The following is a 22,242-nucleotide window of genomic DNA, read 5'->3' on the forward strand; positions in this document are numbered from 1 at the left end:
TTCACCCTATTTCGCATTCTCTTTTTCAACTATTACTCAACACTGGCTCTTTATTCTTTTTAAACTCCTCAAACCAATCATCATAATCTCCATCCAGCTGTTTTCCTATTAATCCATGCTTTCTTGGTTTGATTACACCTAGTAGCTCCAAATCCATAACTATAAGAGCAGCACTGACCTTATGAATGTTCAACTTGCGATAAATCAGATTAAGAGAGAAATCAGCTTCCCACATACCAATGAATTTTTCGATCTGTGCATGTGTGAAATCCAGTTGCACCATTTCATGTTCTTCCTGTGAAAATAAGATGTATCGATTCTCTACTTTTGGTGCCATTCAATCGTCACCTCTGCCCTCGGATTATCCGAATACCACTTACGAGCAACTAACTCTGTCACTTGGCTGTCATCACGCCATATAACCTTGCTTAGACCGTCTTTAATGCCTTTTGCCAGATTGTCGATGTCTGGTTTAGTTGTTGGTCGCAACTCACCATTTAACGCCTGCTGTAGCTTTTTCTTGCTATTGCTGATAGCTTTTGGCATCTTACGATAAACATCGATAGTTAGCTTTATATCCTCTGTAATTAGTGATTCTGGTGCATGCTCTGCAGCTACTAGTCTCACGAATGATTTATAGTCTTTGGATTCTTTTGGATCGAATGTACCATTTCTTGTTACTCGTGGTCTTTGTTGTGCCTGCACATCTCCAGGTATTTCAAATGTGAGTACGTTCATGTTTGCCCTCCTGTCAGCACTCTCAGAAGTCTGCTGATAAAACAACCTAATGCGGTTCTACCAGCAGCATGTATTTTAGTTACAATTCAAAAATCCTCATAATTCAGCTTGTTATTTACCTGTTGGTACTGCTACTTCAACACCCATTTTAATTAGTTTGGATTATTATTTACGTTAAAGGAGAAAGTTGTTATACTATTTTTCAGAAAACAATATTCTATTATTATGAAACAGATGAAAAATTATCCTTTCTAATTTATAGATAACTAGGAGATAAAAAATGGGACCTATTTTTCCTATTGTTGTAGGAGCTTTTATGTTTATACCTTTGTTAATTATTAGTAGTGTCTATAATTTAATTACTGAAAAGGTTACTGAAAAAGAAATAAGGCCAGTAAAAAACATTGCAAAGAATATCGGTGGTACCATATATGATTTAAGTCGAATAACTGCATATGCTGTTATTCCAACAGGATTATATATATCAAGTATCTATTCTCATATAGCACTTTTTTCAGAATACTTTAAGGAAAATGAATTAGAAGTCTTTTCATTTTTTGTCTTTACATTATTATTGATAAGTGGTTATCACTCTTTGCGTTTTTTATTGAGATACAAAAGTTTTTATATTGAAAGAGTAGATTATTTATTTTTCTTGGTTTTGGTGCCTCTTTTTGTACCATTAGCAGGTGGGATTTTGATAAGAATTGCTTTTTGGTTCTATTATGACTTACTTTCATTCCTTCTATAATTTGTTATACTAATCAGTAGTAACTATAAAATCTTGTTTCTTTATTTCTCTTTCAAAATCTTATTAGATGTACTCCGTCCACCTTTCTTAAGAGAAACTTATCACCTTAAGGCGGTGGGCTATTCTATTAAATTACCTTTCTTCATTTACAAGAATTACATCTACATCCTCATTCCATGTAAATGTTTCTTCACATGCTTTACACCTTTTTAATTTACTCATGCAGCCATCGCCCCTTCCATTTTCATGATGAGATAATCCGTAGCCTCATCAGCATCTTTCAGCCCTACCATGACTCTCAATTGCTCCAAACGGTTATATGCCATGATTTCGTTTTGTTTGCCTCCAAAGCGTTGATGTTGCCCAAGGTACAAAATGATTTGGTCGATTAAGAATTGTTCATTCATAATTTTCACCATCCTCTACCTCACGTTCATGTTGCGTGACATAAATGTATGGTCTTGTATGGAAATAATCATTTTCTTCGGGGTACTGCACCTCAACTTCTGGATGCCTTGATACGAACTCTTCCACGTCCCATACGTTGCCTATATCTTCTGTTACTAATGGAATACCGACCAAGCTATGACGTGTGTTTCCTGACCAACCAGTTTGTTTTAAAGACTGGATGTTTTCGTGCATTGCTTCTAAATTGTTATGAATTACTCTGATTGTTTCTTTAACCTTTGTTTCAATAACGTGCATCCCTCATTCACTCCCCACTAATTTGTTAAAAGCTTCACGGTCGCCAGTTTCCAAAGCGACATCAACAGCAGCGCTTTTGTAATTCTGTTTGTTGAAATCTTCAAGTTCACGGTAAAGATGATTCATTGCAATGTCCCAATACATGCCGCCTATCTCAATAGCTGCTCTGTATACATCTTTGCTCATATCCCTTCACCCTCCATCAAGGGGCTATGCGCCCCTCGTTTATTTCAACCGCCAATCAATTCCTTCTGTTTCTAAAACTTCACCGTTTTTATCTAGCAATCTACTAGCCCCTGCGTATCCAATACGTTCCGCAATGGTAGCTCTATCCTCATTGCTGTTGAAAATAATTGGTAACTTTCGTTTGTAACGTTCATTGATAACGTGGTAATACAATCCCTCACGAGCCTCTGTCCATTTGGCTTTCCCGATGTCATCCCAAACGAGAACATCTGCTGTTAAAACATCATTCAATAAGCCGTAATACGTTTCACTATTGTCGTCCATTCGTTTAGCAGCCATCATTTCATCCATGAAAGCTACATCAGATACAACCAGCACGTTAAAGCCTTTTTTTATCAATTGTTTGGATAAAGCTATTTGTAAATGCGTCTTCCCTATACCGAAGTTGTTATGTCTGTTTTTTAGTTCAAGGCGCTCATTAGGTGGTAAAGAACGAATCCTTTGCTCACCTATAGTTGCTATAAAACCGATGTTTTGAGCCCCTTCCTTTTTAAGTGCCTCACGATCTACTGGGAATGATTCTAAGTAACCTTTAATCATCGAGAACATTCGCTGTTGCATATCCGTTTCTCGAACATAATTTTCAAATTTGGCATGTACAAATTCCTCTGGAATCAACGCATTCTTAAATCTACGTTTCCAACTATTAACCTCTCGGCAATCACAAGGCTTATGAATCTCGTATTTTTGGTTCCCTTTTTCTTCGTAATGAGAGAAAACGAACTCTGTTCCATTACATTTAGGGCACTTATCCTCCCCAGGCTTGTTTGTCTCGTTCGAGTTGCTCATAGAAGGCATCGATGCCTGTTCCTGCATGAACTTTAGAATTTGTTGAAATCTGTCTGTTTGCAAAGTGTCCTTTAGTGATTCCATCAGGTTTAGCCTCCTTTGCTACCCAATCTTTATAAGAGTTAATACCTTTTTCAAGTGCCCAGTTTCGTAAAATACCCTCTACATATTCGATGCTTGATTTTCCAAGGTCGGCAGTAAGCTTAATTGCCTCAATAATCAATAAGTGATCTGGATAAAATTCAAGCAGCTTGTCCATTTTTTTATGGTCTGTAAAGTTGCTCATACGGATTAATGAATCAAAGGTAGTTTTTATTTCAAGAAAAGGATTATTAGTTGAAGAAGGAGAAGAGACCGACGACTGACTGTCTTCTCTCTTTTCTTTTTCTTTTTTATTTTCTTTTTTATTTTCTTTTTCTTTTTCTTTTTGTCCACGTATCGTAAGAACCCGCATCATTACTGGATTCTTCATTTTTTGACGAATCGTTATACGTATCGTGTGACGTATCGTAGTACGACTCGTAGACGATACGTACAGAATCATTCGAGATTCCTTCGCCTACCCATCGAATTAATGAAGTATCTTTCACTTCTTTTAACTCTGATTTCACACAATCAAGAATCGGTTTGCCCCCACGATTCAGGTTGTATTTCCCCCAATTTTTAATGGCTATCTCACGAGTTTCTTCGTTGTATTTAATAATCTTGTGATGGTCCCTAAAGCGTTGTAGCAAGGCACCAGCACTTTCCATTGAGTAGCCCATATCAAAAGCTATTTGTTTTTTAGTAATTTGATAGATACCAATCTGAGTCGTACTTTCATTTGTCAGCAAATATAGGAAGAAGTACTTGTCCTCTGCTGTCATTTCCTCAACCACACGAGGATCGTTCCAAAAAGTTGTGTAGACGTATCTGTATTTAGCCATTTGCCCTCGCCCCTCCTAGTACGTTTTGACTGGCTCCCAGTCGTTTGCATATGCTGCCTCATTGAACTTATCTACTGACATATCAATGTTGACTGGCTCATATGTTTCAAGCCATTTTGCGACATCGTAACTGATGGAAGCTCTATTACCGAATTTTTCAAGCATGTAAGCTTTGTGTGCCTCTGAATGTGCTATTACCTCATCAATTTCTGATTGTCCTGGCTTTTGGCGATCATCCCGAACTATGATGAAAGCGTCTTGGATATCATCCATCGTTATATCACCATCTGGATCACTGAAATCTGCTACATCAATATCTGCAGCTAGATAACGTCCTTCTTTATCACGATGTTTTAAGACGATGACAGGAACAGTAGTAATAATTTCATCCTCTCCACCAAAGATGTTTTGTTGAAATACTTTCATGGTTCGCCCTCCATATTTTCAATATTCAAATTTTTAATCACAGACTTATTCACAAAATCCACAAGAAATAGAATTTAACTTCACTAGGATTACGTTTTCGTTTCTCAATGACCTCGAAAATAACCTCTGTTGCATTCTCCTTAAATGGCACGGATGGTATTTCTGGAACCTCGCTAGGTTTAACCTCATGACCATATTGTGAGTATGGTGTGTCTGTTGCTAAGAATTGCTGACCTATGCCTTTTCTTGTAAGCATTACAGCATCTTTTGAGTGGATTGAAACGTGTCTATACTTACCACTCTGTTCAAGCTCTAGTTTCTTTTGTTCAATGAATTGTTGTAGTTGAATACTCATGTAATTGTCCCTCCACACTTTTAAATTAAGCCCCTATAAACCTTTAATTTTTGAATCAGCTCATAACATTGTTCTTCATTAAACATGCCGATGTGAGCCTTTTCAGGTGGTAAGTTCATTAACTCTTGCATTACTTGATACGCCTTGCCTCTACCCATTTTTCGACACTTGCCTTTCCACAGAGGATCAAACATTGAATGAGCCGTTTTCCTCATCGACCGTAATCTTTTATTCGCTAATGTCCCTAGTGGCGTTTTCCCTTTACCATGCGTACCTACATAAGCATCACAAGGTCTACACACATACATATTCACACCATAATCTTGACCATAAAATTCTTTGCTGGACATAAACTCAGCCTCGTTACCACAGTAGCCACAAATCATTTCTAAACCTCCTATAACAACCTCTGTTCACGCTCACAAACCACAAAACTACCACTCACTTTGACAATTCGATAGTTCGGATATCTAGTCATGTACTGCAGCACCAAACGTCTGATTTCATCGTTATCCTTTGCCTGTTGGAATATCCAAGCAGGCAGAAGGACTTTGTGTGGTACGTTACTGTTCAATGATTAATTCCTCTTGAACTGGTTCTTCTTCAACTACCGAATAGTCAGTTACATCAATAACTTCACTCATATCCTTTGAAACCTCTGTTTTAATAGTTTCATCAGCCTCAACAACCTTTTGAAGCTCAATTGACTTAGGAGCAAACTTTAATACTTCTTTTAGTACTGTCTTTTTGGCCATTGCGTCATAATTGGTCTTCCAAGGACTTGTCCAACCCTTCTGAACTGCTTGAGAGAACTTGTGAGCATGTTTTTCAATTCGTTCTCTTGTCCAGTAAACAAAGTCGTATCCTCCGTTTTTCAAGTGGTATACAGCATAGTAGCCGATTGGCTCGCCCTCTGGGTTTTGTGAAGGAACATGTACTAAATCTTTGTGTAATCCGTAAGAGTATGAAAATTCATCTTCTTGGTACACTTCATGGGCATAAATAGCTTTGTATTGACCACTTCTAACAGCTAGGTCAATTAAGCCTTTATAACCTAACTGGAACTGAACCTGTTTTCCGTAAGGAATTAAGTACGCTTGCCCTAGCCCTGTATTTGGTTCAACACCTAGTTGAGCTGATTGCATAAGTGCTGCTACAAAACTGATTTGGTCGCACTCTAGTAATTTTGGTGTTGTTCGAACTGCTGTTAATGCAATTCGAGCGATACGATCAGAATCCATGTGTTTCGGTAAAGCGCGTTGGATTTCAGGACCCATCTTTTTTAACAATGCATTTAATGATGGTTCAGGCGTTACTTGCTTTGATACTTGATTCTGTGACTTTGCTTTTAATTCATTTGTAGTAGCCATTTATTAAGCCTCCAATTTTTTAATTGTTAGTCGTCGCGAAGATGATGGTTTAATGAATTTCTCGTAAATATCAGGAACCTCTACTTTCAGCCGTTTACTATCAACACGATTCGAAACAACTGTTTTATATGTCACCTTATGACGTTGAGAGTGCCCTTCTGTAGCGTTTTCTAACTTTAGCTTTAACCGATTCTCGTACTCTTTCTTTTGTTGCTCTAACGCTTTAATTTCATCTGAAATAGAATCGATAGCATCCAGTAGTACATCGTCATCCTTTGTGAGCATGATGGCCGTACCGTCATCTTGTGGGTACATTTTTTTGATTAATTCATTGGTTGCTTCTGAACCATCAATCGGTGGAGCTATGTCTTTTAGGACATGATTTTCCCAGAAATCTTTCTCACGTTCGATAAGGATTTGTATAAATTCTTCATCACGCTCGATTTCTTTCCAAATGAATTTATTGCCACCAACAAGAACAGCGATATAAGCCTTTTCAAAGCCTGTAACAGCTAGGTAATGATGAACTTGGCATAAATAACTAGCTGGTATTTCTTCGCCTACCCAGGCGTCTTTCACGTACTCACTAGCTGTTTTACACTCAAGCACTGCTCGTTCTCCAACAACAACCCTATCAAGGTTAGCAAGCATGAAATCATGTTCTGGATGGACCAACATTTTATTTAATCGTCGAACCTTTTTTCCTGTTCGTTTTGCAAACTCTTGAGCTACAAAATCCTCTAGTGCATTTCCAAAATAAACAGCTTCGTTATCGATTTCCTCGTGATACTGGCCTGTTTTTTCTAAGAACACCTGGTAAGCACTTTTATATTGATTGAATCCCATAATTGCCCCAACATCTGACCCACCGATACCAGCGCGACGAGCATCTAACCACTCGTCACGACTCATATCAGCAGTTGTAATTTTTGCTAAAACCATGCAAATTACTTCCTTTCGTGATATGATGGTAAAAATGATTTGTTAAGCCACTATTCTGAGTAGTGGTTTATTTTTTTGTGTAAAATTTAGCATTGTAGTTATCCTCTAAATACGTATGGATGTTGTCTAAATGAACGATATCTCCATTTGGAAACTCCATATAGTCGTCGTTATAAACGATTAAGCTACCGTAGATATCACGAAAATCTCTCTCGATATACCGAAATGTAGGTACGCTATTTACGGATTCAATCGTTCCTAACACCATTGGATTTTCAACTTCCATAAGTTGTCGCATGTGCTCACCTTCTTTCCTATGTATTGATGGCATCCCATCAAGCAACTCACAGTGGCAAAGCATAACCGTAGGGAGACGGCAAATTGCTGGCTGCTTGACGGAAGCGAGATAACTCTCGCAAACGTCGAAACTTGTGATATAATAGATTTGTATATGTTGTCTGCTGTTTAATCTTCGCTCGATTAAGCAGCTTTTTTGTATTCATTTAGCCTCAATAACACCCTCTTATCGCAGAAGAAATGTACATATATTAACCTCTGCTTTAATGTCATGTGTCGCCATGCTCTAGGCTTGATGCGCAAGTTTCTTCACCACCTGAACAAGTATTCCTCGCTGGTTTAAATCAGCAACCGTTGCCCATAACTCTTTTTTCTTATGAAGTTTTTCTAGTTGATTCAACGAATTATGTAGGTCTCGTTCTAGTTGTTTTGCTATGTTGATACGACCTGCTTTTACGTGTAGTTTGATTACATCTGTTAGATCATCTATGCAAGCTAGTTCTCTTTCAATTTGTTCATCTATATTCATTTAATAAATCCTACCTTTTGAAGATATTTGTAATGGTCCATCCATACACCTGTGTAGCTAATACCAAGGTGCTCGGTTGTTACTGCGATAAAGTTCGCTAGTGCTGTAGCTGCCTCAACTGCCTCTTCAATCATGTCCAAAATGTTTTTTCGCTCATAATGCTCAATGGCATCGCTAGGTTTTGCAAGGCTTGTACTAGTTATGGCGTCCAAGGCTTCTTGGAGTTCTTCTATTGTTTTCTCTCGTACACTACAGCGATGGAGGTCTACGTTTGGGCCGTTCAAGTAAATGGGCCCTGTTCCTGTGTACTCATGCTGCACTGCTAAAGCAAGCTTCGGATTATCGAATCGATTAACCAGTGTTCTACTAATATCCGATGGCACTTTAGCACGGCCATTTTCATATCGAGAAAGCCGTTCCCTTCCAACACCAATGTCTAAGCCAAGACTTAGCTGTGTCTCACCACCCCTTAATTCTTTTATTACTCCCCCAACTGTATTTTCAGTGACATTCACATTTACCACCCTTTCTATTTAATTAAGGTCACATTTCAGTCTAAAGTTAACTTGGTTGCAACCATCAAATTTCAGTAATTTGTGTATAATAATGGTTAAGAGGTAGATTTGCCCCTACCTCTCGATTTCTACTAGATTGGTAGTTTGATTTATCTTGAGGCCATTTGCCCTGGCCTCTCCTATGCTCTTAATAATCTAAGCCTTTCATTTTCACTCACATAGATACCAAGACGTGAGTTCATGTATGACACATTATTGTTTTTCCATGCCAATACTTTGTCTCTTGGATAACGAGCACTTAATGCTAAACACTTTGGAAAGCCATCCATGCGAATTATTTTTTCTACTGTTGGTAATTCGCAATTGAATATTTTAGCTACATCTTCTTTTTTTAAGTTTGGTGGTAGAGAATTTTCGAATTTCGCTTTTTCTATCTCTCGGCCATCTTCTACACCCTGCTTATATGCTTTTTGAAACAAATCAGCTAATTCAGCGTTTAATAACGCTTCTTTTAGTTCATCTATTGTTAGATTCATAGTTTCGCCTCCAATCTCAAGCGCTGGTATAGCGCCTATCTTATTCGTTAGAAACTTTTTTTAAATACTCATTTGCAGCATGTAGGAAACCTTTCGAAGTATCGATGCCGTTTTCTTCTAAAATAACTAACAATTTTTCAATTCTTTTTTCATTCAAATCCGAAGTTAGACTTGTAACAGATTCTATTATTTCAAGCGATTTTTTCATCTCTTTGTTGAAATCAAACAGCGGATCATAGAAGCTGAACAGAGTTACACCTCCTACATCTTCTAAATACTCATCGAAAAGATTCGAGTTTGATCTGGTCACTTTTTCGAAATAAACGCCCATCGGATAAGAATCTGTTTCTTCTTCTCTAACGAATGAATAGTTGTAACAATCAACATTTAATTTTTCTGCTATTTTCAATACGTCGTCACTGATTTCTTTGGCAATTAAACAAACCCTTTTGATATTTTTGTCAAAAGAATATTCAAATGTTTGATAAACGTCCTTCCTCTTTGCTTTGCCGATTTTCAATTCTAAAGCGAACTGGCCGTTTATCGAAATATCAGATCTTCCGAACCCTAAGTATTCTTGTCTTTTAATGCTTTTTTCATCACCGTAATAATCAATGAAATCTTTAAAAATCATGTTTTCTAAATCCTTTTCGAAACGGAAATTTTCTTTTTCAATTTGAATTCTTTCATCACAGATTAATAAATTTTTATAATTGCGACCAAACAAGATTTCTTTTTGATTCTCTTGATGCAACTTATATTCTTCATCTTGAACAACGACTCCGTTATACGCATCAATGAAAATTTCATAAGCATCGAAACTGGATTGTACGAGCAAATATTTTGCATAAGCATGGCAATATGAAACGAACGTTGAAAAATTTTGTTTTTTACCAAAAACTCTGAAATATTCACTCTTATAATGTGGGTGCATCATATTTATTACAGCTAAATACTTAATGTTGATTACATTAGACATTTTTAATCCTCCTATGCTAGTTGTTTATTACCTTCAATGAGCTTTAACTTCATTCGCTCCATCGTTGGTAAAATGCCTTTTGCTTTTAAAGTTTCGTAAAGGAATAAACGCCCTTTTTGCGTCCACTTTGTATGAAGTCTTACACCAGTGGAACCATCTGGCTTTTTGTATTCTTTCGTTTCAGATTTTGTGTAGCCTTGACCTTTGAACTTGCTATACAGTAACCATTGTTTATTCAAGCTGTATTGAATGCCATGCTCGTTTAATAATTTATTTAGTGCGTATGCACTCATTCCGTAATCCTCTGCAATCTGCGAAGTTAGGAGTAAATCAGTACATTTCAGTACTTCGTCAACGTAAGTTACGATTGGTTGCATATCAGCTACTTGTTGCTGATACATTTGCTTTTCGATTTCAAGTTGTTCGTTCTTTTCAACTTCTTTGACTAACGCCAGTAAGGCTTCTTTGTAATTAGTTGGTAATTGTGGTTGCGTTTGAACGATTTTCAATTCACCTTTACGCAAACTTTCTAATAAGTCGTATACGAAGTCGTAAAATTCATCTGCTTTTGGTTGTTGGCTTTTTCGGATGACTTCGTAAATACCTTTTTCGTTGTAGATGAACGTTTCGTATTGCTTACCATCAGTTCCGACCAGTTTGGTCTGTACTGAAAATTGGTCAAGACGTTCCTCGTGTCGCTTATGAATTTTACGAATAGCTGTTTCTGGTTCTGAATATTCAAGCGCTTCACCTATTTGTTTGCGCGTCATAAACACATCGCCATTTTCGTTTTGCCATAAATCACATACAACAGAATTGAATGCTCGGCTTTGAACTAAGATTAAATTCATTGTTATTCCTCCTTGTATCACGCTGTTTTCTCTTGTGCATTTTTTGCACAAAATTCAATAAAAAAAATCGTCCAGTCAATACCTAATACTTTAGCAATAGCTTGTGCAACTTTTACACTTGGTTTTAATCCATTCTCTATTTTGGTGTAATAAGAGCGTTCAATTCCCACCATATTTGATACTTGTTCATGGGATAATTTGAGAGCTTTTCGCTGTTCCTTTAAAATTTCTGGAAACATGTCACCACCTCCTTTGTGCATTTCTTACACATAGTATATCGTGCATTTTTTGCACAGTCAATACATTTTGTGTAGTTTTTTCACAAATTATTTATTGTGCAAAAAATTCACCTATAATAGAGAGAATAGAAAGGAGCGTACTGTATGAAATATGGCGAGATATTAAAAAAATTACGCACTGAAAAAGGTTTGTCTCAAAAAGAACTAACTGACCGCCTTACAATCAATAGATCAACATATGCTCGTTATGAAACTTCTTCAACACAACCTGACTTTGAAACCTTAAGTAAATTAGCTGACTTTTATGATGTATCTGTAGATTATCTACTAGGTAGAACTGATAACAAGAATGCTTTACATAAACAAGCTGGTATCTCGGACGATGACTATAACAATTTAAGTGCATATCAAAAAGAAGTTATTGATTTCTTCTTAACTAGAGAAAATTTGTTTTTTAAAAACCAACCCGAAAATTTGCTTGATGCTTTAGAGCAATTCGAAGTTTATTACGAGGTATGGAAAAAGCAACAAGAAAATAAGAAGTGATTTTACATTCTTATGTAGACTTTCCAGACATTTAAAAATTCGCCTTTTCAGTGGTGGATTTTTTTGTTAACATCAAAAGAACATATGTTTGCAAAAAGAGGGATGTTATGACGTTTGTTTATACTCATTTAGAAGATTACGTTCGCGATTTATACACTAGTATTGGGGTAACTAAACCTTCCCACTTAGATCCGCGGATAATTGGCCCGAAGCTTAGCTTCACAGTAATTTACTTACCAATAGATTCAGTAAGTTACGACAATATAATAATTATAGATTCAAGATTATCTAAGCAAGAACAATGGCAAGAATTTTGCCATGAATTAGGCCATGTAATCTCGCATTCTGGCAATCAAACAAAAACTCACCCTTTATTTGTAGAGTACCAGGAATGGAAAGCAAATAATTTTGCTTTGCAAGCTTGTGTTCCTACTTTTATGTTAAATAAAATTAGACTTCCTATAGATGAAGAATTGGCGATTATTAAAATTTGTCTACTTTTCAAAGTTGAATATGACTTCGCTGAAAAGAGACTCAATCATTACTTTAACAATCATTTTTTAAGAATTGTAATCTAGTTGAAAGGAGTTATTAACATGGGATATGTACAGAAAATCAGTAAGAACAAATTTAAACTTATCGCTGATTTAGGTTATCGGGGTAATCGTCGGATTCGTAAAACAAAAAATGTAGAAGCGAAAAATGAAAAAGAAGCGCTACGATTACTGATCCTGTTCGAAGAAGAAATGAAACAAAATAAAGATGTCTATTTTAGTGATATTGAATCTATCACTCTAAATAATCTATTTCCACGATGGAAAGAAAATTATGCAAAACAACATTATAGCGCACGATCATTTCATGATAACTGTACACATTTAGAAAAGCGTATTCTTCCTATTTTCGGCGATATGAAATTAAAAGATATTAAAAAAGTGGATGTAGTTTTTTTTGTTGGTGACTTACAAAAGAAAAAGCGTAGATTAGATGGTGATGAAAGTGAACTGGCCCCCTCAACCATCCATAACATATACAAAGCATTCGCTAGTATTATGAATGTAGCTGTTGAATGGAATTTAATCGAAGAAAGTCCATGTAAAAATATAAAACTACCCAAACTCAAATATGAAGATGGAAAAGCCTACAATGAGGGACAAGTTAAATTGTTGTTTGAGCGATTAAATAATAGAGAGACTGCTGAAAAACGATTGTTAGTTGAACTGGCTGTAGTAAGCGCTGCTCGACAAGGTGAACTAGTAGCCATCGAAGAAAAACACTTAAACATAGAAAACAATACCTTATTAATTGAACAAGCTTTAGTTAATTTAACTGGAGAAGGAATCATTGTAAAAGAGACGAAAGGTAAAAGAAAACGAGTTGTGACTATCCCTTCAAATATCATGAATGATTTAGTTACACTTGCTGCAGTAAAAAAATATCAATTAGAAGAAGCTGATGACGAGCGAGAATGGGAAGGACATATTTTTCTTTTCTCAAATGAGTTTGGTAAACCTTATCGTCCAGATTCAATAAGTCAGTGGTGGGATCGTTTTATGAAAAGGAATCCTGATTTACCTAGAATTCGTTTTCACGATTTAAGACATACTTCAGCTACCCTGTTAATTCATGCTGGTGAACATCCAAAAGTTATTCAATCGAGATTAGGTCATTCTAATATCACAACTACAATGAATACTTACGGACATCTTTTACAAGAAACAGATCAACGAGCTAGTTCTCATTTTGATAAACTTTTCGATGAAAAAGACTGATTTGGGCACCTCTTGGGCACCAAACAAAGAATTATACATTCTTGCATAAAAATAATAAGCCTTACAACCGTTGTGGCTGTAAGGCTTTGCTTGACGTCCCAGGAGGGATTCGAACCCCCGACCGACGGCTTAGAAGGCCGTTGCTCTATCCAGCTGAGCTACTGAGACATGATGTCGTTTCTTATGTATTCCATAGGAAGGACAATATTTATTATATGTACTTTATAGCATAATGTCAACATTAATTTTACTATGCAGGCAAGGTTTGCCTCATATTTTTTATCATATGTTGCTACAGCATCCATTATACCATTTCTTCCCCCTCTTAACAGGACGGATAGCAAAATATTTGCTACACTATTGGCGATAAAAAAGTAGGAGGTTTGTGGATGTTTAAAGATTTAGTCGTTATGGTCACAGGTGGTGCACAAGGGATTGGTAAGGGTATTACGCTTGCATATGCACAACAAGGTGCAAAAGTGGTGATTGCTGATTTGAAGGCAGGCTTAGGTCAACAGTTAGAACAGGATATGCTTGCTCAAGGCTACTCTGCATTATTTGTGCCAACGGATGTGACAAAGGAACAGGATATCATTCATTTGATGCAGCGAGCTGTTGAGCAATATGGAACCATTCATATTTTAATTAATAATGCTGGGAAGTTCCAGCATCAATCTCCCTATGAGGTAACGTTTGATGAGTGGCAGGATTTGTTGCAGACGAATTTAACGGGTACCTTTTTCTGTGCCAGAGAGGCTGCAAAAGTGATGCGGCATAATGCAAAGGGTGGTTCCATTGTTTCGCTGGCCTCAACGCGAGCTGAAATGTCAGAGCCTCATTCAGAAGCTTATGCGGCTACAAAGGGTGGTATCATCGCGTTAACACATGCTTTAGCGCGATCTTTAGGGCCAGATCAAATTACAGTGAATTGTATTTCCCCTGGGTGGATTGAAACAGGTGATTACGAGGCACTACGGCCAATCGACCATGCGCAGCATTTGTCAGGAAGGGTTGGTCTGCCTGAGGATATTGCACAGGCTTGTCTCTATTTAACAAACCCGATCAATAACTTTGTGACAGGTATTAATCTTACAGTTGATGGTGGCATGACGAAGAAAATGATGTATGAAGCGTAATTTTGTCGTCTCTTCTTTTCTTTCTTGTTCTTCATACTCCGAGATTCCTTAGAGTATGCTACTGTAGGAGAAAGAACAAGAAGGAGTGAAGCCTTGTACCCCTATTCAAATGGTTTTTCATTAAGTCAGCTGTATCATGCTCCCTATACGCAGTATACGGCTCCGATTCGTCACATTTTACAGTCAAATGATTACCGACGCTGTATTAGTAAAGGCGAAGCAGACTTTATGGCTATGAACCGCTTACTTTGGATGGAGCATGTGAATTGGACACGGATGACTATTATTAGCATTGTGTTTAATTTGCCTGATTTACCCTTTGTGCAGCAGCGTTTGCTACGCAATGCAACCGATTTAGGGAATTGTTTACGCCCCTTTTATGGTGACTCCGTGGCGGATCGTTATGCAGCTTTAATTAAAGAGCATCTGGTAATTGCGGCTCAATTAGTGACAGCTGCTGCGAAAGGTGACGCTACCACAGCGGAAGCTAAAGAGAGGGAATGGTATCGTAATGCAGATGATATTGCTTTCTTTTTGCATACAATCAATCCATACCTAACTAGAGAGGCCGTACAAAAAATGTTTTATACGCATTTAGCTTTAACGAAAAATGAAGCTGTCACGATGATACAAAAAGATTATCAGGCAGATGTAGAGGTATTTGATGAAATTGAAGCAGAGGCACTTGCGATGTCGGATATGATTGCCAGCGCCATCGTTATGCAATTTTGCTACCTCTTTTAATGCAAAAATCTTGATGGATTTATGATCATTTTATGCTCAACTACTGGAGGAAAAACTCTCGCCGTTTTGTTTTTAGCATAATGAGCACGAGGCTGCATGCCCTGAAGTTTCCCCTTCATAAAAGAGGCTAATGTATTGCTTTCAATCGTTACGTTGGCTCTTTTTAATTCCCACGGGGAGTGGTGAATATCAATGCGAAAAAGTGTATCCTTCCATTTCGCCCATGAATGGTAGCGCTCTACAATCCATCGGTCAAAATTAGTATTGGTCTTGTCTCCTATAGTATAAATAACCCTCAATCTTTCGTCACATGCTTTGTAATGGCTTGTATATGAATAGTGATTCCCTCTTTGTTTTACTAGGATGTTGGAATGGCGATATGGCAAGCTACCTATTGCCGTAATTTTTGATAAGAAATTATTCGTCACATCTAAATGAAAAAAATAAATGCCTTTCATGCCGTTATACTCCACATATGTTCGGACATTCAATTGTAAATAGGTATTCATCCCAGGAAGAGGTGGTAAAAAGCGTAGCCGATGTCGATAAACTTTAAAAAGGACAGCACTAAGCCAGGCATTTTGTTCAAAGAGATCGAGCTTCAGTTCTTTAGGTACATGTTTTTCGAGTTCTTGAGGGGCTATCGGCCAATGTAAAAATAGAACATCTTGCCATGTTTGAGTCATCATCCACATCGTAAAACTCCTTTCTAATCACTAGTTTTTCCTAGAAAGGAGTTCTTCAAACAAACGATCTATTGATTTTGGTCAGCAGACTCTATTTCGACATAACGATAATATAAGTTTCGTAATTCAGATTCTTTATATAAGCCTAAATGACTTTTAAATTGAGGATGAACCATAATTCCATGAGCACGTAAAACTTTGACAAACCAACCCTTTGAATACTTATGCACCAACCCTATTCTCCTTTATTTTTATTCATACATAGAATATGCGTTTGAATACGGTAGAGTGCCTTTACAAATAAAAAACGAGAGAATAAATAGCTCTCGTTTTTAGTTATGTGCCACAAAACGTACGATATGGTTGATTAGTCGGTTCAGGTAATGAAGCGTATTCTTGTTGGTCTTTCGTATGAGCATATGGCTGGGCTAGGACTTTTAGTAAGTTGTTCATCACACTATAATCGCCTTGTTCTACAGCCGCTTCCAAAGCTTCTTCTACCCTGTGGTTTCGTGGAATAACAGCTGGATTATGTTGACGCATTAATTGTTGTGACATGTCTTTTGTTTGCTGCTGTCTCGCTAATCGAGCTTGCCATTTGTGATGCCAGTCTTTAAAAGCTGATGCATTAAATAATGGGGAATCCTCCAATTGCTCAAATGTTAAGGCGATAAATGTATTCGTATAATCAGCTTGATATTGCTGAAGAAGCTGAAGAAGCTCTTCAACAAGCTTGATGTCTTCTTGCTCCTCATTAAAAATGCCTAGCTTTGCACGCATACCTTCCAACCAATTTTCTACATATAATTTTGGATACTGTTGTAGCGTTTCTTGTGCCAGTTGAATGGCTTTTTCTTGATCATCATCAATTAAAGGTAGTAAGGACTCTGCTAAGCGCGTTAAATTCCAGCCACCGATATTGGGCTGATTTCCATAAGCATAGCGTCCTTGGTGATCAATCGAGCTAAACACAGTCGCAGGATCATAGATGTCCATGAATGCACAAGGACCATAATCAATGGTTTCACCGCTAATGGTCATATTATCGGTGTTCATGACGCCATGGATAAAGCCCACTAACTGCCACTTTGCTATAAGGGAGGCTTGTTTCTTTATGACTTCATTTAACAAATAAAGATAACGATTTTGATTGCCAATATTAGCTGCGTAATGTCGTTCTATTGCATAATCAGCTAAAAGCTGTAGCTCCTCATCTGTCCCCCATTGCGCAGCATATTGAAATGTCCCTACCCGCAAATGACTACTTGCAACTCTTGTGACAATAGCGCCTGGTAGTTCCGTTTCTCGAATAATCATTTCACCTGTAGTGACTACTGCTAGACTACGTGAAGTTGGGATCCCTAGTGCAAACATCGCTTCACTAATAATATATTCTCTTAGCATTGGACCTAATGCGGCTCGCCCGTCTCCACCGCGAGAATAAGGTGTTCTACCTGATCCTTTTAAAGCAATATCATACCGTTCCTTTTGAGGTGTGATTTGCTCCCCATATAATAGAGCCCTACCGTCACCTAGCATATTAAAATGACCAAATTGATGCCCTGCGTAAGCCTGTGCAATCGGTTCGCCACCTTCTGGAGTTGTATTACCAGCTAAAACGGCTAATGCTTCCTCACTCTTTAAAGCCTGAATGTCTAACCCAAGTGAGGCTGCAACTGATTCATTTAATAAGATCAATTTTGGTGAACGAACAGGATTTAACGATATGTCGGAATAAAAAATACTTGGTAGTTGAACGTAACTATTATCAAAATGCCAGCCAATTGTTTTTTTCATATTTTCTCCTTTATTGCCTTTACGATTTATTTTTGCTATTTCAGCATGAATCATTCATAGGCAATTTTACCATTATCAGTAGCCCAAATAAAAATCCGCATACTTTACTAGTTATGCGGATTTTCTCTATTATTGTCGATCAAATGTATATGTAGCCATACATTGATTATCATCTGTCATGCAATCAACTTTAAAAGATGTCGCATTGATTTCCACAACAGCAAAGCTTTTCTCTTTACGACCACGTGGTTTTAATAAGCTGCCTGGATTTAAAAATAGGATATCATCCATCATTTCGGCACCAAGAATATGTGAATGACCAAAGCAAACGATCTGTGCACCTACTTCTTTAGCACGATAGGATAATGATAAGATGGAATTTTTCACATTGAATAAATGACCGTGTGTCACAAAAATCTTTACATCATGGACCATGAAAATTTCTTCTTCAGGGAAAGCTTTCTCACGATCACAGTTTCCACGTACTTTTTTCAATCCTTCTAATGCCTCATGTGAATAGGGAAGTTCACTATCTCCACAATGAACCACAATATCTATTTCAGGATAAAAACCTCTAACCTTTTCGATGACATGGCTGTCACCATGTGTATCGCTCATAACAAGCATTTTCATGGATATCACCTCTTATTTGATAAGATTCGGTAATTGCTCCTTTAACTTGCGAATTGCATTGCCTCGGTGAGAAATAGAACCCTTTTCCTCTGGTGAAAGCTCAGCCATCATTCGATTTAAGCTTGGCACAAAAAAGATTGGATCATAGCCAAAGCCATTCGTTCCGCGCTTTTCATGGGCAATGACGCCTTCACATGTACCAAATACCGTTGTTGTTGCGAAATCAGGTCCTGCAATTGCAATACAGCAGCAAAAACGTGCTGTACGTTTGTCATCTTCGACGCCTTGTAAATTTTCTAACAGTTTAATCATGTTTGCTTCATCGTCATGGTCACCAGCATAGCGAGCGGAGTACACACCTGGCTCACCTTTTAATGCATCTACTGCTAAACCACTGTCATCTGCAATAACAATGGTATTAAGCTCCTTCGCCAATGCTTCTGCTTTTAAGATGGCATTTTCTTCGAATGTTGTTCCTGTTTCTTCTATTTCCATATCTGGCGCCACTTCAAACATTGTTACGACTTCATAACCAAGTGGTCCAAATAATGCTTCAAAATCTTTTGCTTTTCCTTTATTTTTTGTGGCGATGACTACTTGTTTCATATTATTGATTCCCTCCAACTTTGTGTGCCAGTTCACCAAGCGTTATTTTTTGAAGCTCCACTAATTGTTGTATGCCTTTTTCACCTAATGCTAACAATTCATTTAGTTCTTCACGAGAAAAAGTAGCTTCCTCACCAGTACCTTGTAATTCAACAAATCGTCCTGCGCCTGTCATCACAATGTTCATATCAACAGCTGCAGCCACATCTTCTACATAATTTAAATCAAGAATAGCGCCTTGTTCTTCAACGATCCCAACACTTGTAGCTGCTAAAAAGTCTGTTACTGGGAATTTTTCAAATGGCTTTTCTTCAGCAAATTTAGCAATGGCCTGTGTCATGGCAACAAATGCTCCCGTAATGGATGCTGTACGAGTACCGCCATCCGCTTGAATGACATCACAGTCAATCCATACAGTACGTTCGCCTAGCGCCTCTAAATCGACTACAGCACGCAATGCACGCCCAATCAAGCGCTGTATCTCCATTGTACGACCATTGACTTTCCCACGAGAGGATTCACGTGGTGTACGTTGAGCGGTTGCACGAGGCAGCATGGAATACTCGGCTGTAATCCACCCTTTCCCTTGCCCACGTAGAAAACCAGGTACCTTGTCTTCAATCGTTGCGGTGCAAATTACTTTTGTATTGCCTACTTGAATTAATACGGAGCCTTCAGGGTGTAATAGATACTCACTATCTATTTTCACAGGTCGTAGCCCATCTGCATTTCTACCATCATATCTTGTCATATATTTCGTTCCTCCTAAAAACTTTCGCGCCCTCATCTTATCATAATTTGTGCCATCAAAAAAGTACTCGGTGGCTTATGTACAATGCTAAAAACGTAAAAAATCAGCCTAGCCTGTTGCTAAGCTGATTTTTTATTTTAATGTGATACGTTTTATGTCGAGAGTACCTTGCTCTAACCAATTCTCAGCAATCGAACGGAAAATTGGGACAGAACCAGTTGCAAAAAATCTATGAGCAGGCACCGCATTTGCATTTGCTAAAGTGCCATTATACGCTAACATTTCCTGTACATCCTTTGCTGTTTCCTCCGCAGAAGATAAAACATTCACATCTTCTCCGACAACAGCTTCAATTTGTTTTTGTAAAATAGGATAATGTGTACACCCTAAAATAACCGTATCAAATTGTCGATTTTTCAACGGCTTTAAGCCTTCTGCTATTAAATTATTTGCAAAGTCACCTTTATATTCGCCACTTTCTACAAGTGGTACGAATGTGGGACAAGCTAGTGGAATAATATGTGTTGACGTATTGAGTGACAATAAGGCTTCTTCATACGCCCCACTTTTAATTGTTCCTTCTGTTGCAAGCACAACGACTTCATGTCGCTTCGTTTTTTTTACAGCTGCACGTGCGCCAGCATTGATAACACCTAGTACTGGAAAAGGCATATTTCTTTGTAAACTTTCGAGTGCTACTGCAGTCGCTGTATTACAAGCTATAACGAGCATCTTAACATTCATTTTTTCGAGTGCTTTTGCCATTTGCCAAGTAAAATTCCGTACTTCCTGACGACTTCTTGGACCATACGGACACCTTGCTGTATCGCCAATATAATAAATCGTTTCGTTTGGCAATCGCTTCATGATTTCTTTTGCTACGGTTAAACCGCCTACTCCTGAGTCAATAACGCCTATCGGGGCATTCATACTTTCCGCCTCAATCCTGTTTCATGTGTACATGTAGTTTTTCTAAATAGCTTGATAATTGCGCGACTTCTTGTTCATTAAAACCAACAAGCATCTCTTGCAAATATTGCTGTCTTTTTTCAATTACTTCTTGAATGATACGTTCGCCCTTTTCGAGAAGATGAACGACAACGACACGGCGATCATTTTCATCACGCACACGCTTGACTAATTCATTTTTCTCCATTCGGTCCACTAAATCTGTTGTCGTGCTAAAAGCTAAATATAAACGGTTTGATAATTCGCCAATTGTAATATCACCAAGCTCTTCTAACCACTGTAATGCAACAAATTGTGGCGGCGTAATCGCATAATCGGAAACAATTTCTCTTCCCTTTTGCTTCACGATGGCCGCTATATAGCGTAATTCCTTTTCAACCGTTGCAACGGTTTCAGGTGAGTGCTTTGTTACTTCATCCGACATATAACTATTTCACTCCTAAAAATACGTTGAATAGTTCTATTTTGTCGTTTTTTTCACGAAATAGCAAGTGTCCATTAGTCTAATTTAAATTCTTCCAAGCGTAACAGCTCAATTAACGCCTGAGATCGATTCGTTACACCTAGCTTTTGAATTGTATTGGAAATGTGATTTCGCACTGTTTTTTCACTAATACCAAGCTGCTCTGCAATATCTCTCGTTGTTTTTTCAGCTAATAAAAGCGCAAATATTTCACGTTCTCGGTTTGTTAAAAGAGAACGATGATGAGAGCCATTCATTCAGTTACACCCTCCTCCCCCGCACGTATTGTAACTTATGTTAAGGGGCAGGAAGCGGTGACGGCTATTTGCATGATTATTCCATGTTTCCTTAAAAATTTCGAAAATTACATTGTTACATTCATAAATTTTACGTAAAAAGTAAAACCTACTATTTCACTTAATTTACATATACTTATATATTGAACTAGTGAGGCAGAATGGCCAACTGAATGAATTTTGTTTTTTCTTCCTCTGAAATCGGCACACTTTTACCTGTACGAGGATCCATTTGCACAATTGTGCCACGACCAGTGAAACAGATTTCGTCCTTTTGATTTTTTGCTAGATAGTGAATGTCCAGCGACGAATTCCCAACTTGCGCGATTTTTGTATAGATTCGTAGTACATCATCAAAGAAAACCTGCCTTACATAATCACATTGTAAATCGGCTACAATGGGTATAGATTTCACATTCTCTTCTCCAACTGAGGGCATTAAAATTCCTAAATGTCGGAAGTAATCAATTCTTGCCTGCTCAAAATATGTAAAGCTAATCGTATTGTTCATATGACCATACATGTCTGTTTCTGAAAATCGCACTCGTACCTCACTAAAAAATGAAAAACCCTTTTCCCACTCTTGAAAATTATCGATATAATTTGCCTTCATGATATACCATCCCCTGTCATGTAATTGCCCGTCTTT

Annotated in this window: 37 protein-coding genes and 1 tRNA gene; 6 read left to right on the top strand and 32 right to left on the bottom strand. The window is 37.6% G+C overall.

Going from position 1 to position 22,242, the window contains the following annotated elements:
• Window positions 1–25 precede the first annotated feature (25 nt).
• Entirely contained in the window at window positions 26–337 is a 312-nt protein-coding gene (locus L6W14_RS16270; protein ID WP_131521414.1) for a hypothetical protein, read from the bottom strand.
• Window positions 322–738, bottom strand: a complete 417-nt coding sequence (locus L6W14_RS16275) for a RusA family crossover junction endodeoxyribonuclease (protein ID WP_131521413.1) — start codon at window positions 736–738, stop codon at window positions 322–324. The genes L6W14_RS16270 and L6W14_RS16275 overlap by 16 nt, the downstream gene beginning before the upstream one ends.
• Window positions 739–1,018: 280 nt before the next feature.
• Between L6W14_RS16275 and L6W14_RS16280 the strand changes: the two genes are divergently transcribed.
• Complete coding sequence (locus tag L6W14_RS16280; RefSeq protein ID WP_131521412.1) at window positions 1,019–1,489, top strand: hypothetical protein; 471 nt, start codon at window positions 1,019–1,021, stop codon at window positions 1,487–1,489.
• A gap of 218 nt (window positions 1,490–1,707) precedes the next feature.
• Here the strand turns inward: L6W14_RS16280 and L6W14_RS16285 are convergent, their stop codons facing one another.
• The 19 genes from L6W14_RS16285 to L6W14_RS16375 all read right to left on the bottom strand — a co-directional run bounded on the left by L6W14_RS16285 (window position 1,708) and on the right by L6W14_RS16375 (window position 11,194).
• Entirely contained in the window at window positions 1,708–1,896 is a 189-nt protein-coding gene (locus L6W14_RS16285) for a hypothetical protein (protein WP_237898368.1), read from the bottom strand.
• Entirely contained in the window at window positions 1,889–2,194 is a 306-nt protein-coding gene (locus tag L6W14_RS16290) for a hypothetical protein (protein WP_237898370.1), read from the bottom strand. The genes L6W14_RS16285 and L6W14_RS16290 overlap by 8 nt, the downstream gene beginning before the upstream one ends.
• 3 nt (window positions 2,195–2,197) lie before the next feature.
• Entirely contained in the window at window positions 2,198–2,380 is a 183-nt protein-coding gene (locus L6W14_RS16295) for a hypothetical protein (RefSeq protein WP_237898372.1), read from the bottom strand.
• Window positions 2,381–2,419: 39 nt separating this feature from the next.
• Complete coding sequence (locus tag L6W14_RS16300) at window positions 2,420–3,256, bottom strand: ATP-binding protein (protein WP_237900993.1); 837 nt, start codon at window positions 3,254–3,256, stop codon at window positions 2,420–2,422.
• A complete protein-coding gene (locus L6W14_RS23210) occupies window positions 3,189–3,701 on the bottom strand; it encodes a DnaD domain protein (RefSeq protein ID WP_371824154.1) in 513 nt (170 codons plus the stop codon). Before L6W14_RS23210 ends, L6W14_RS16300 begins: the two co-directional genes overlap by 68 nt.
• Window positions 3,634–4,155 (bottom strand): hypothetical protein, encoded by a 522-nt coding sequence (locus tag L6W14_RS16310; protein WP_371824155.1) that lies wholly within the window; start codon window positions 4,153–4,155, stop codon window positions 3,634–3,636. Before L6W14_RS16310 ends, L6W14_RS23210 begins: the two co-directional genes overlap by 68 nt.
• Before the next feature lie 15 nt (window positions 4,156–4,170).
• Entirely contained in the window at window positions 4,171–4,581 is a 411-nt protein-coding gene (locus L6W14_RS16315; protein WP_237898373.1) for a hypothetical protein, read from the bottom strand.
• 49 nt (window positions 4,582–4,630) lie between these two features.
• Window positions 4,631–4,936 (bottom strand): hypothetical protein, encoded by a 306-nt coding sequence (locus L6W14_RS16320; protein ID WP_237898375.1) that lies wholly within the window; start codon window positions 4,934–4,936, stop codon window positions 4,631–4,633.
• A 20-nt stretch (window positions 4,937–4,956) separates the two neighbouring features.
• The gene (locus L6W14_RS16325) at window positions 4,957–5,322 is read right to left on the bottom strand and encodes a zinc-finger-containing protein (protein ID WP_237898377.1); all 366 of its coding nucleotides are present in this window, start codon (window positions 5,320–5,322) and stop codon (window positions 4,957–4,959) included.
• A gap of 11 nt (window positions 5,323–5,333) precedes the next feature.
• Window positions 5,334–5,510 (bottom strand): hypothetical protein, encoded by a 177-nt coding sequence (locus L6W14_RS16330; RefSeq protein WP_237898385.1) that lies wholly within the window; start codon window positions 5,508–5,510, stop codon window positions 5,334–5,336.
• Window positions 5,500–6,306 (bottom strand): recombinase RecT, encoded by an 807-nt coding sequence (locus tag L6W14_RS16335; RefSeq protein WP_237898387.1) that lies wholly within the window; start codon window positions 6,304–6,306, stop codon window positions 5,500–5,502. Before L6W14_RS16335 ends, L6W14_RS16330 begins: the two co-directional genes overlap by 11 nt.
• Window positions 6,307–6,309: 3 nt before the next feature.
• Window positions 6,310–7,248, bottom strand: coding sequence for a YqaJ viral recombinase family nuclease (locus L6W14_RS16340; protein WP_237898388.1), 939 nt, complete (start codon window positions 7,246–7,248; stop codon window positions 6,310–6,312).
• Window positions 7,249–7,315: 67 nt separating this feature from the next.
• Window positions 7,316–7,546 (bottom strand): YqaI family protein, encoded by a 231-nt coding sequence (locus tag L6W14_RS16345; protein WP_237898389.1) that lies wholly within the window; start codon window positions 7,544–7,546, stop codon window positions 7,316–7,318.
• A 285-nt stretch (window positions 7,547–7,831) separates the two neighbouring features.
• On the bottom strand, window positions 7,832–8,074 hold the full coding sequence (locus L6W14_RS16350; protein WP_237898390.1) for a hypothetical protein: 243 nt from the start codon (window positions 8,072–8,074) through the stop codon (window positions 7,832–7,834).
• The gene (locus L6W14_RS16355) at window positions 8,071–8,589 is read right to left on the bottom strand and encodes a helix-turn-helix domain-containing protein (RefSeq protein WP_237898391.1); all 519 of its coding nucleotides are present in this window, start codon (window positions 8,587–8,589) and stop codon (window positions 8,071–8,073) included. Before L6W14_RS16355 ends, L6W14_RS16350 begins: the two co-directional genes overlap by 4 nt.
• Before the next feature lie 179 nt (window positions 8,590–8,768).
• A complete protein-coding gene (locus L6W14_RS16360) occupies window positions 8,769–9,125 on the bottom strand; it encodes a hypothetical protein (RefSeq protein ID WP_237898392.1) in 357 nt (118 codons plus the stop codon).
• 40 nt (window positions 9,126–9,165) lie between these two features.
• The gene (locus L6W14_RS16365) at window positions 9,166–10,104 is read right to left on the bottom strand and encodes a PDDEXK family nuclease (RefSeq protein ID WP_237898393.1); all 939 of its coding nucleotides are present in this window, start codon (window positions 10,102–10,104) and stop codon (window positions 9,166–9,168) included.
• An 11-nt stretch (window positions 10,105–10,115) separates the two neighbouring features.
• Complete coding sequence (locus L6W14_RS16370; protein WP_237898396.1) at window positions 10,116–10,955, bottom strand: phage antirepressor KilAC domain-containing protein; 840 nt, start codon at window positions 10,953–10,955, stop codon at window positions 10,116–10,118.
• Window positions 10,956–10,972: 17 nt separating this feature from the next.
• Window positions 10,973–11,194: a helix-turn-helix domain-containing protein gene (locus L6W14_RS16375; protein WP_237898398.1), complete on the bottom strand. Its 222-nt coding sequence runs from the start codon at window positions 11,192–11,194 to the stop codon at window positions 10,973–10,975.
• Window positions 11,195–11,338: 144 nt separating this feature from the next.
• On the opposite strand from L6W14_RS16375, the gene L6W14_RS16380 reads away from it, so the two are divergent.
• From L6W14_RS16380 to L6W14_RS16390, 3 genes are all read left to right on the top strand, one after another.
• Window positions 11,339–11,740: a helix-turn-helix domain-containing protein gene (locus L6W14_RS16380; RefSeq protein ID WP_237898400.1), complete on the top strand. Its 402-nt coding sequence runs from the start codon at window positions 11,339–11,341 to the stop codon at window positions 11,738–11,740.
• A 107-nt stretch (window positions 11,741–11,847) separates the two neighbouring features.
• Window positions 11,848–12,318: an ImmA/IrrE family metallo-endopeptidase gene (locus tag L6W14_RS16385; RefSeq protein WP_237898401.1), complete on the top strand. Its 471-nt coding sequence runs from the start codon at window positions 11,848–11,850 to the stop codon at window positions 12,316–12,318.
• Between the two features lie 18 nt (window positions 12,319–12,336).
• Complete coding sequence (locus L6W14_RS16390; RefSeq protein ID WP_237898402.1) at window positions 12,337–13,512, top strand: tyrosine-type recombinase/integrase; 1,176 nt, start codon at window positions 12,337–12,339, stop codon at window positions 13,510–13,512.
• A gap of 94 nt (window positions 13,513–13,606) precedes the next feature.
• Here the strand turns inward: L6W14_RS16390 and L6W14_RS16395 are convergent.
• Window positions 13,607–13,680, bottom strand: a tRNA-Arg gene (locus tag L6W14_RS16395).
• Between the two features lie 221 nt (window positions 13,681–13,901).
• Between L6W14_RS16395 and L6W14_RS16400 the strand changes: the two genes are divergently transcribed.
• Window positions 13,902–14,648 carry an SDR family NAD(P)-dependent oxidoreductase gene (locus tag L6W14_RS16400; RefSeq protein WP_131521394.1) on the top strand — a complete coding sequence of 249 codons (747 nt, stop codon included), beginning with the start codon at window positions 13,902–13,904 and terminating at the stop codon, window positions 14,646–14,648.
• A gap of 93 nt (window positions 14,649–14,741) precedes the next feature.
• Window positions 14,742–15,392, top strand: coding sequence for a hypothetical protein (locus tag L6W14_RS16405; protein ID WP_131521393.1), 651 nt, complete (start codon window positions 14,742–14,744; stop codon window positions 15,390–15,392).
• Here the strand turns inward: L6W14_RS16405 and L6W14_RS16410 are convergent.
• The 10 genes from L6W14_RS16410 to L6W14_RS16455 form a co-directional block, all read right to left on the bottom strand.
• Window positions 15,389–16,087, bottom strand: a complete 699-nt coding sequence (locus tag L6W14_RS16410; RefSeq protein WP_131521392.1) for a YqjF family protein — start codon at window positions 16,085–16,087, stop codon at window positions 15,389–15,391. The two genes, L6W14_RS16405 and L6W14_RS16410, sit on opposite strands and share 4 nt — an antisense overlap.
• 59 nt (window positions 16,088–16,146) lie before the next feature.
• Window positions 16,147–16,308: a DUF2639 domain-containing protein gene (locus L6W14_RS16415; RefSeq protein ID WP_083225372.1), complete on the bottom strand. Its 162-nt coding sequence runs from the start codon at window positions 16,306–16,308 to the stop codon at window positions 16,147–16,149.
• A gap of 106 nt (window positions 16,309–16,414) precedes the next feature.
• On the bottom strand, window positions 16,415–17,875 hold the full coding sequence (locus tag L6W14_RS16420) for a protein adenylyltransferase SelO (RefSeq protein WP_131521391.1): 1,461 nt from the start codon (window positions 17,873–17,875) through the stop codon (window positions 16,415–16,417).
• Window positions 17,876–18,004: 129 nt separating this feature from the next.
• Window positions 18,005–18,508 carry a metallophosphoesterase gene (locus L6W14_RS16425; protein WP_131521390.1) on the bottom strand — a complete coding sequence of 168 codons (504 nt, stop codon included), beginning with the start codon at window positions 18,506–18,508 and terminating at the stop codon, window positions 18,005–18,007.
• A 12-nt stretch (window positions 18,509–18,520) separates the two neighbouring features.
• Window positions 18,521–19,114 carry an XTP/dITP diphosphatase gene (locus L6W14_RS16430; protein WP_237898403.1) on the bottom strand — a complete coding sequence of 198 codons (594 nt, stop codon included), beginning with the start codon at window positions 19,112–19,114 and terminating at the stop codon, window positions 18,521–18,523.
• Between the two features lies 1 nt (window position 19,115).
• A complete protein-coding gene (gene rph, locus L6W14_RS16435) occupies window positions 19,116–19,865 on the bottom strand; it encodes a ribonuclease PH (protein ID WP_112116289.1) in 750 nt (249 codons plus the stop codon).
• Between the two features lie 132 nt (window positions 19,866–19,997).
• On the bottom strand, window positions 19,998–20,795 hold the full coding sequence (gene racE / locus L6W14_RS16440) for a glutamate racemase (protein ID WP_004226440.1): 798 nt from the start codon (window positions 20,793–20,795) through the stop codon (window positions 19,998–20,000).
• 10 nt (window positions 20,796–20,805) lie between these two features.
• Complete coding sequence (locus tag L6W14_RS16445) at window positions 20,806–21,258, bottom strand: MarR family winged helix-turn-helix transcriptional regulator (protein WP_016991542.1); 453 nt, start codon at window positions 21,256–21,258, stop codon at window positions 20,806–20,808.
• Between the two features lie 74 nt (window positions 21,259–21,332).
• Window positions 21,333–21,554 carry a helix-turn-helix domain-containing protein gene (locus L6W14_RS16450; RefSeq protein ID WP_004226437.1) on the bottom strand — a complete coding sequence of 74 codons (222 nt, stop codon included), beginning with the start codon at window positions 21,552–21,554 and terminating at the stop codon, window positions 21,333–21,335.
• A gap of 187 nt (window positions 21,555–21,741) precedes the next feature.
• A complete protein-coding gene (locus L6W14_RS16455; RefSeq protein WP_131521388.1) occupies window positions 21,742–22,206 on the bottom strand; it encodes an acyl-CoA thioesterase in 465 nt (154 codons plus the stop codon).
• Between the last annotated feature and the right edge of the window lie 36 nt (window positions 22,207–22,242).

Origin of the sequence: Lysinibacillus sp. ACHW1.5 (assembly GCF_022014815.1) — a bacterium.
Classification (GTDB): domain Bacteria; phylum Bacillota; class Bacilli; order Bacillales_A; family Planococcaceae; genus Lysinibacillus; species Lysinibacillus capsici.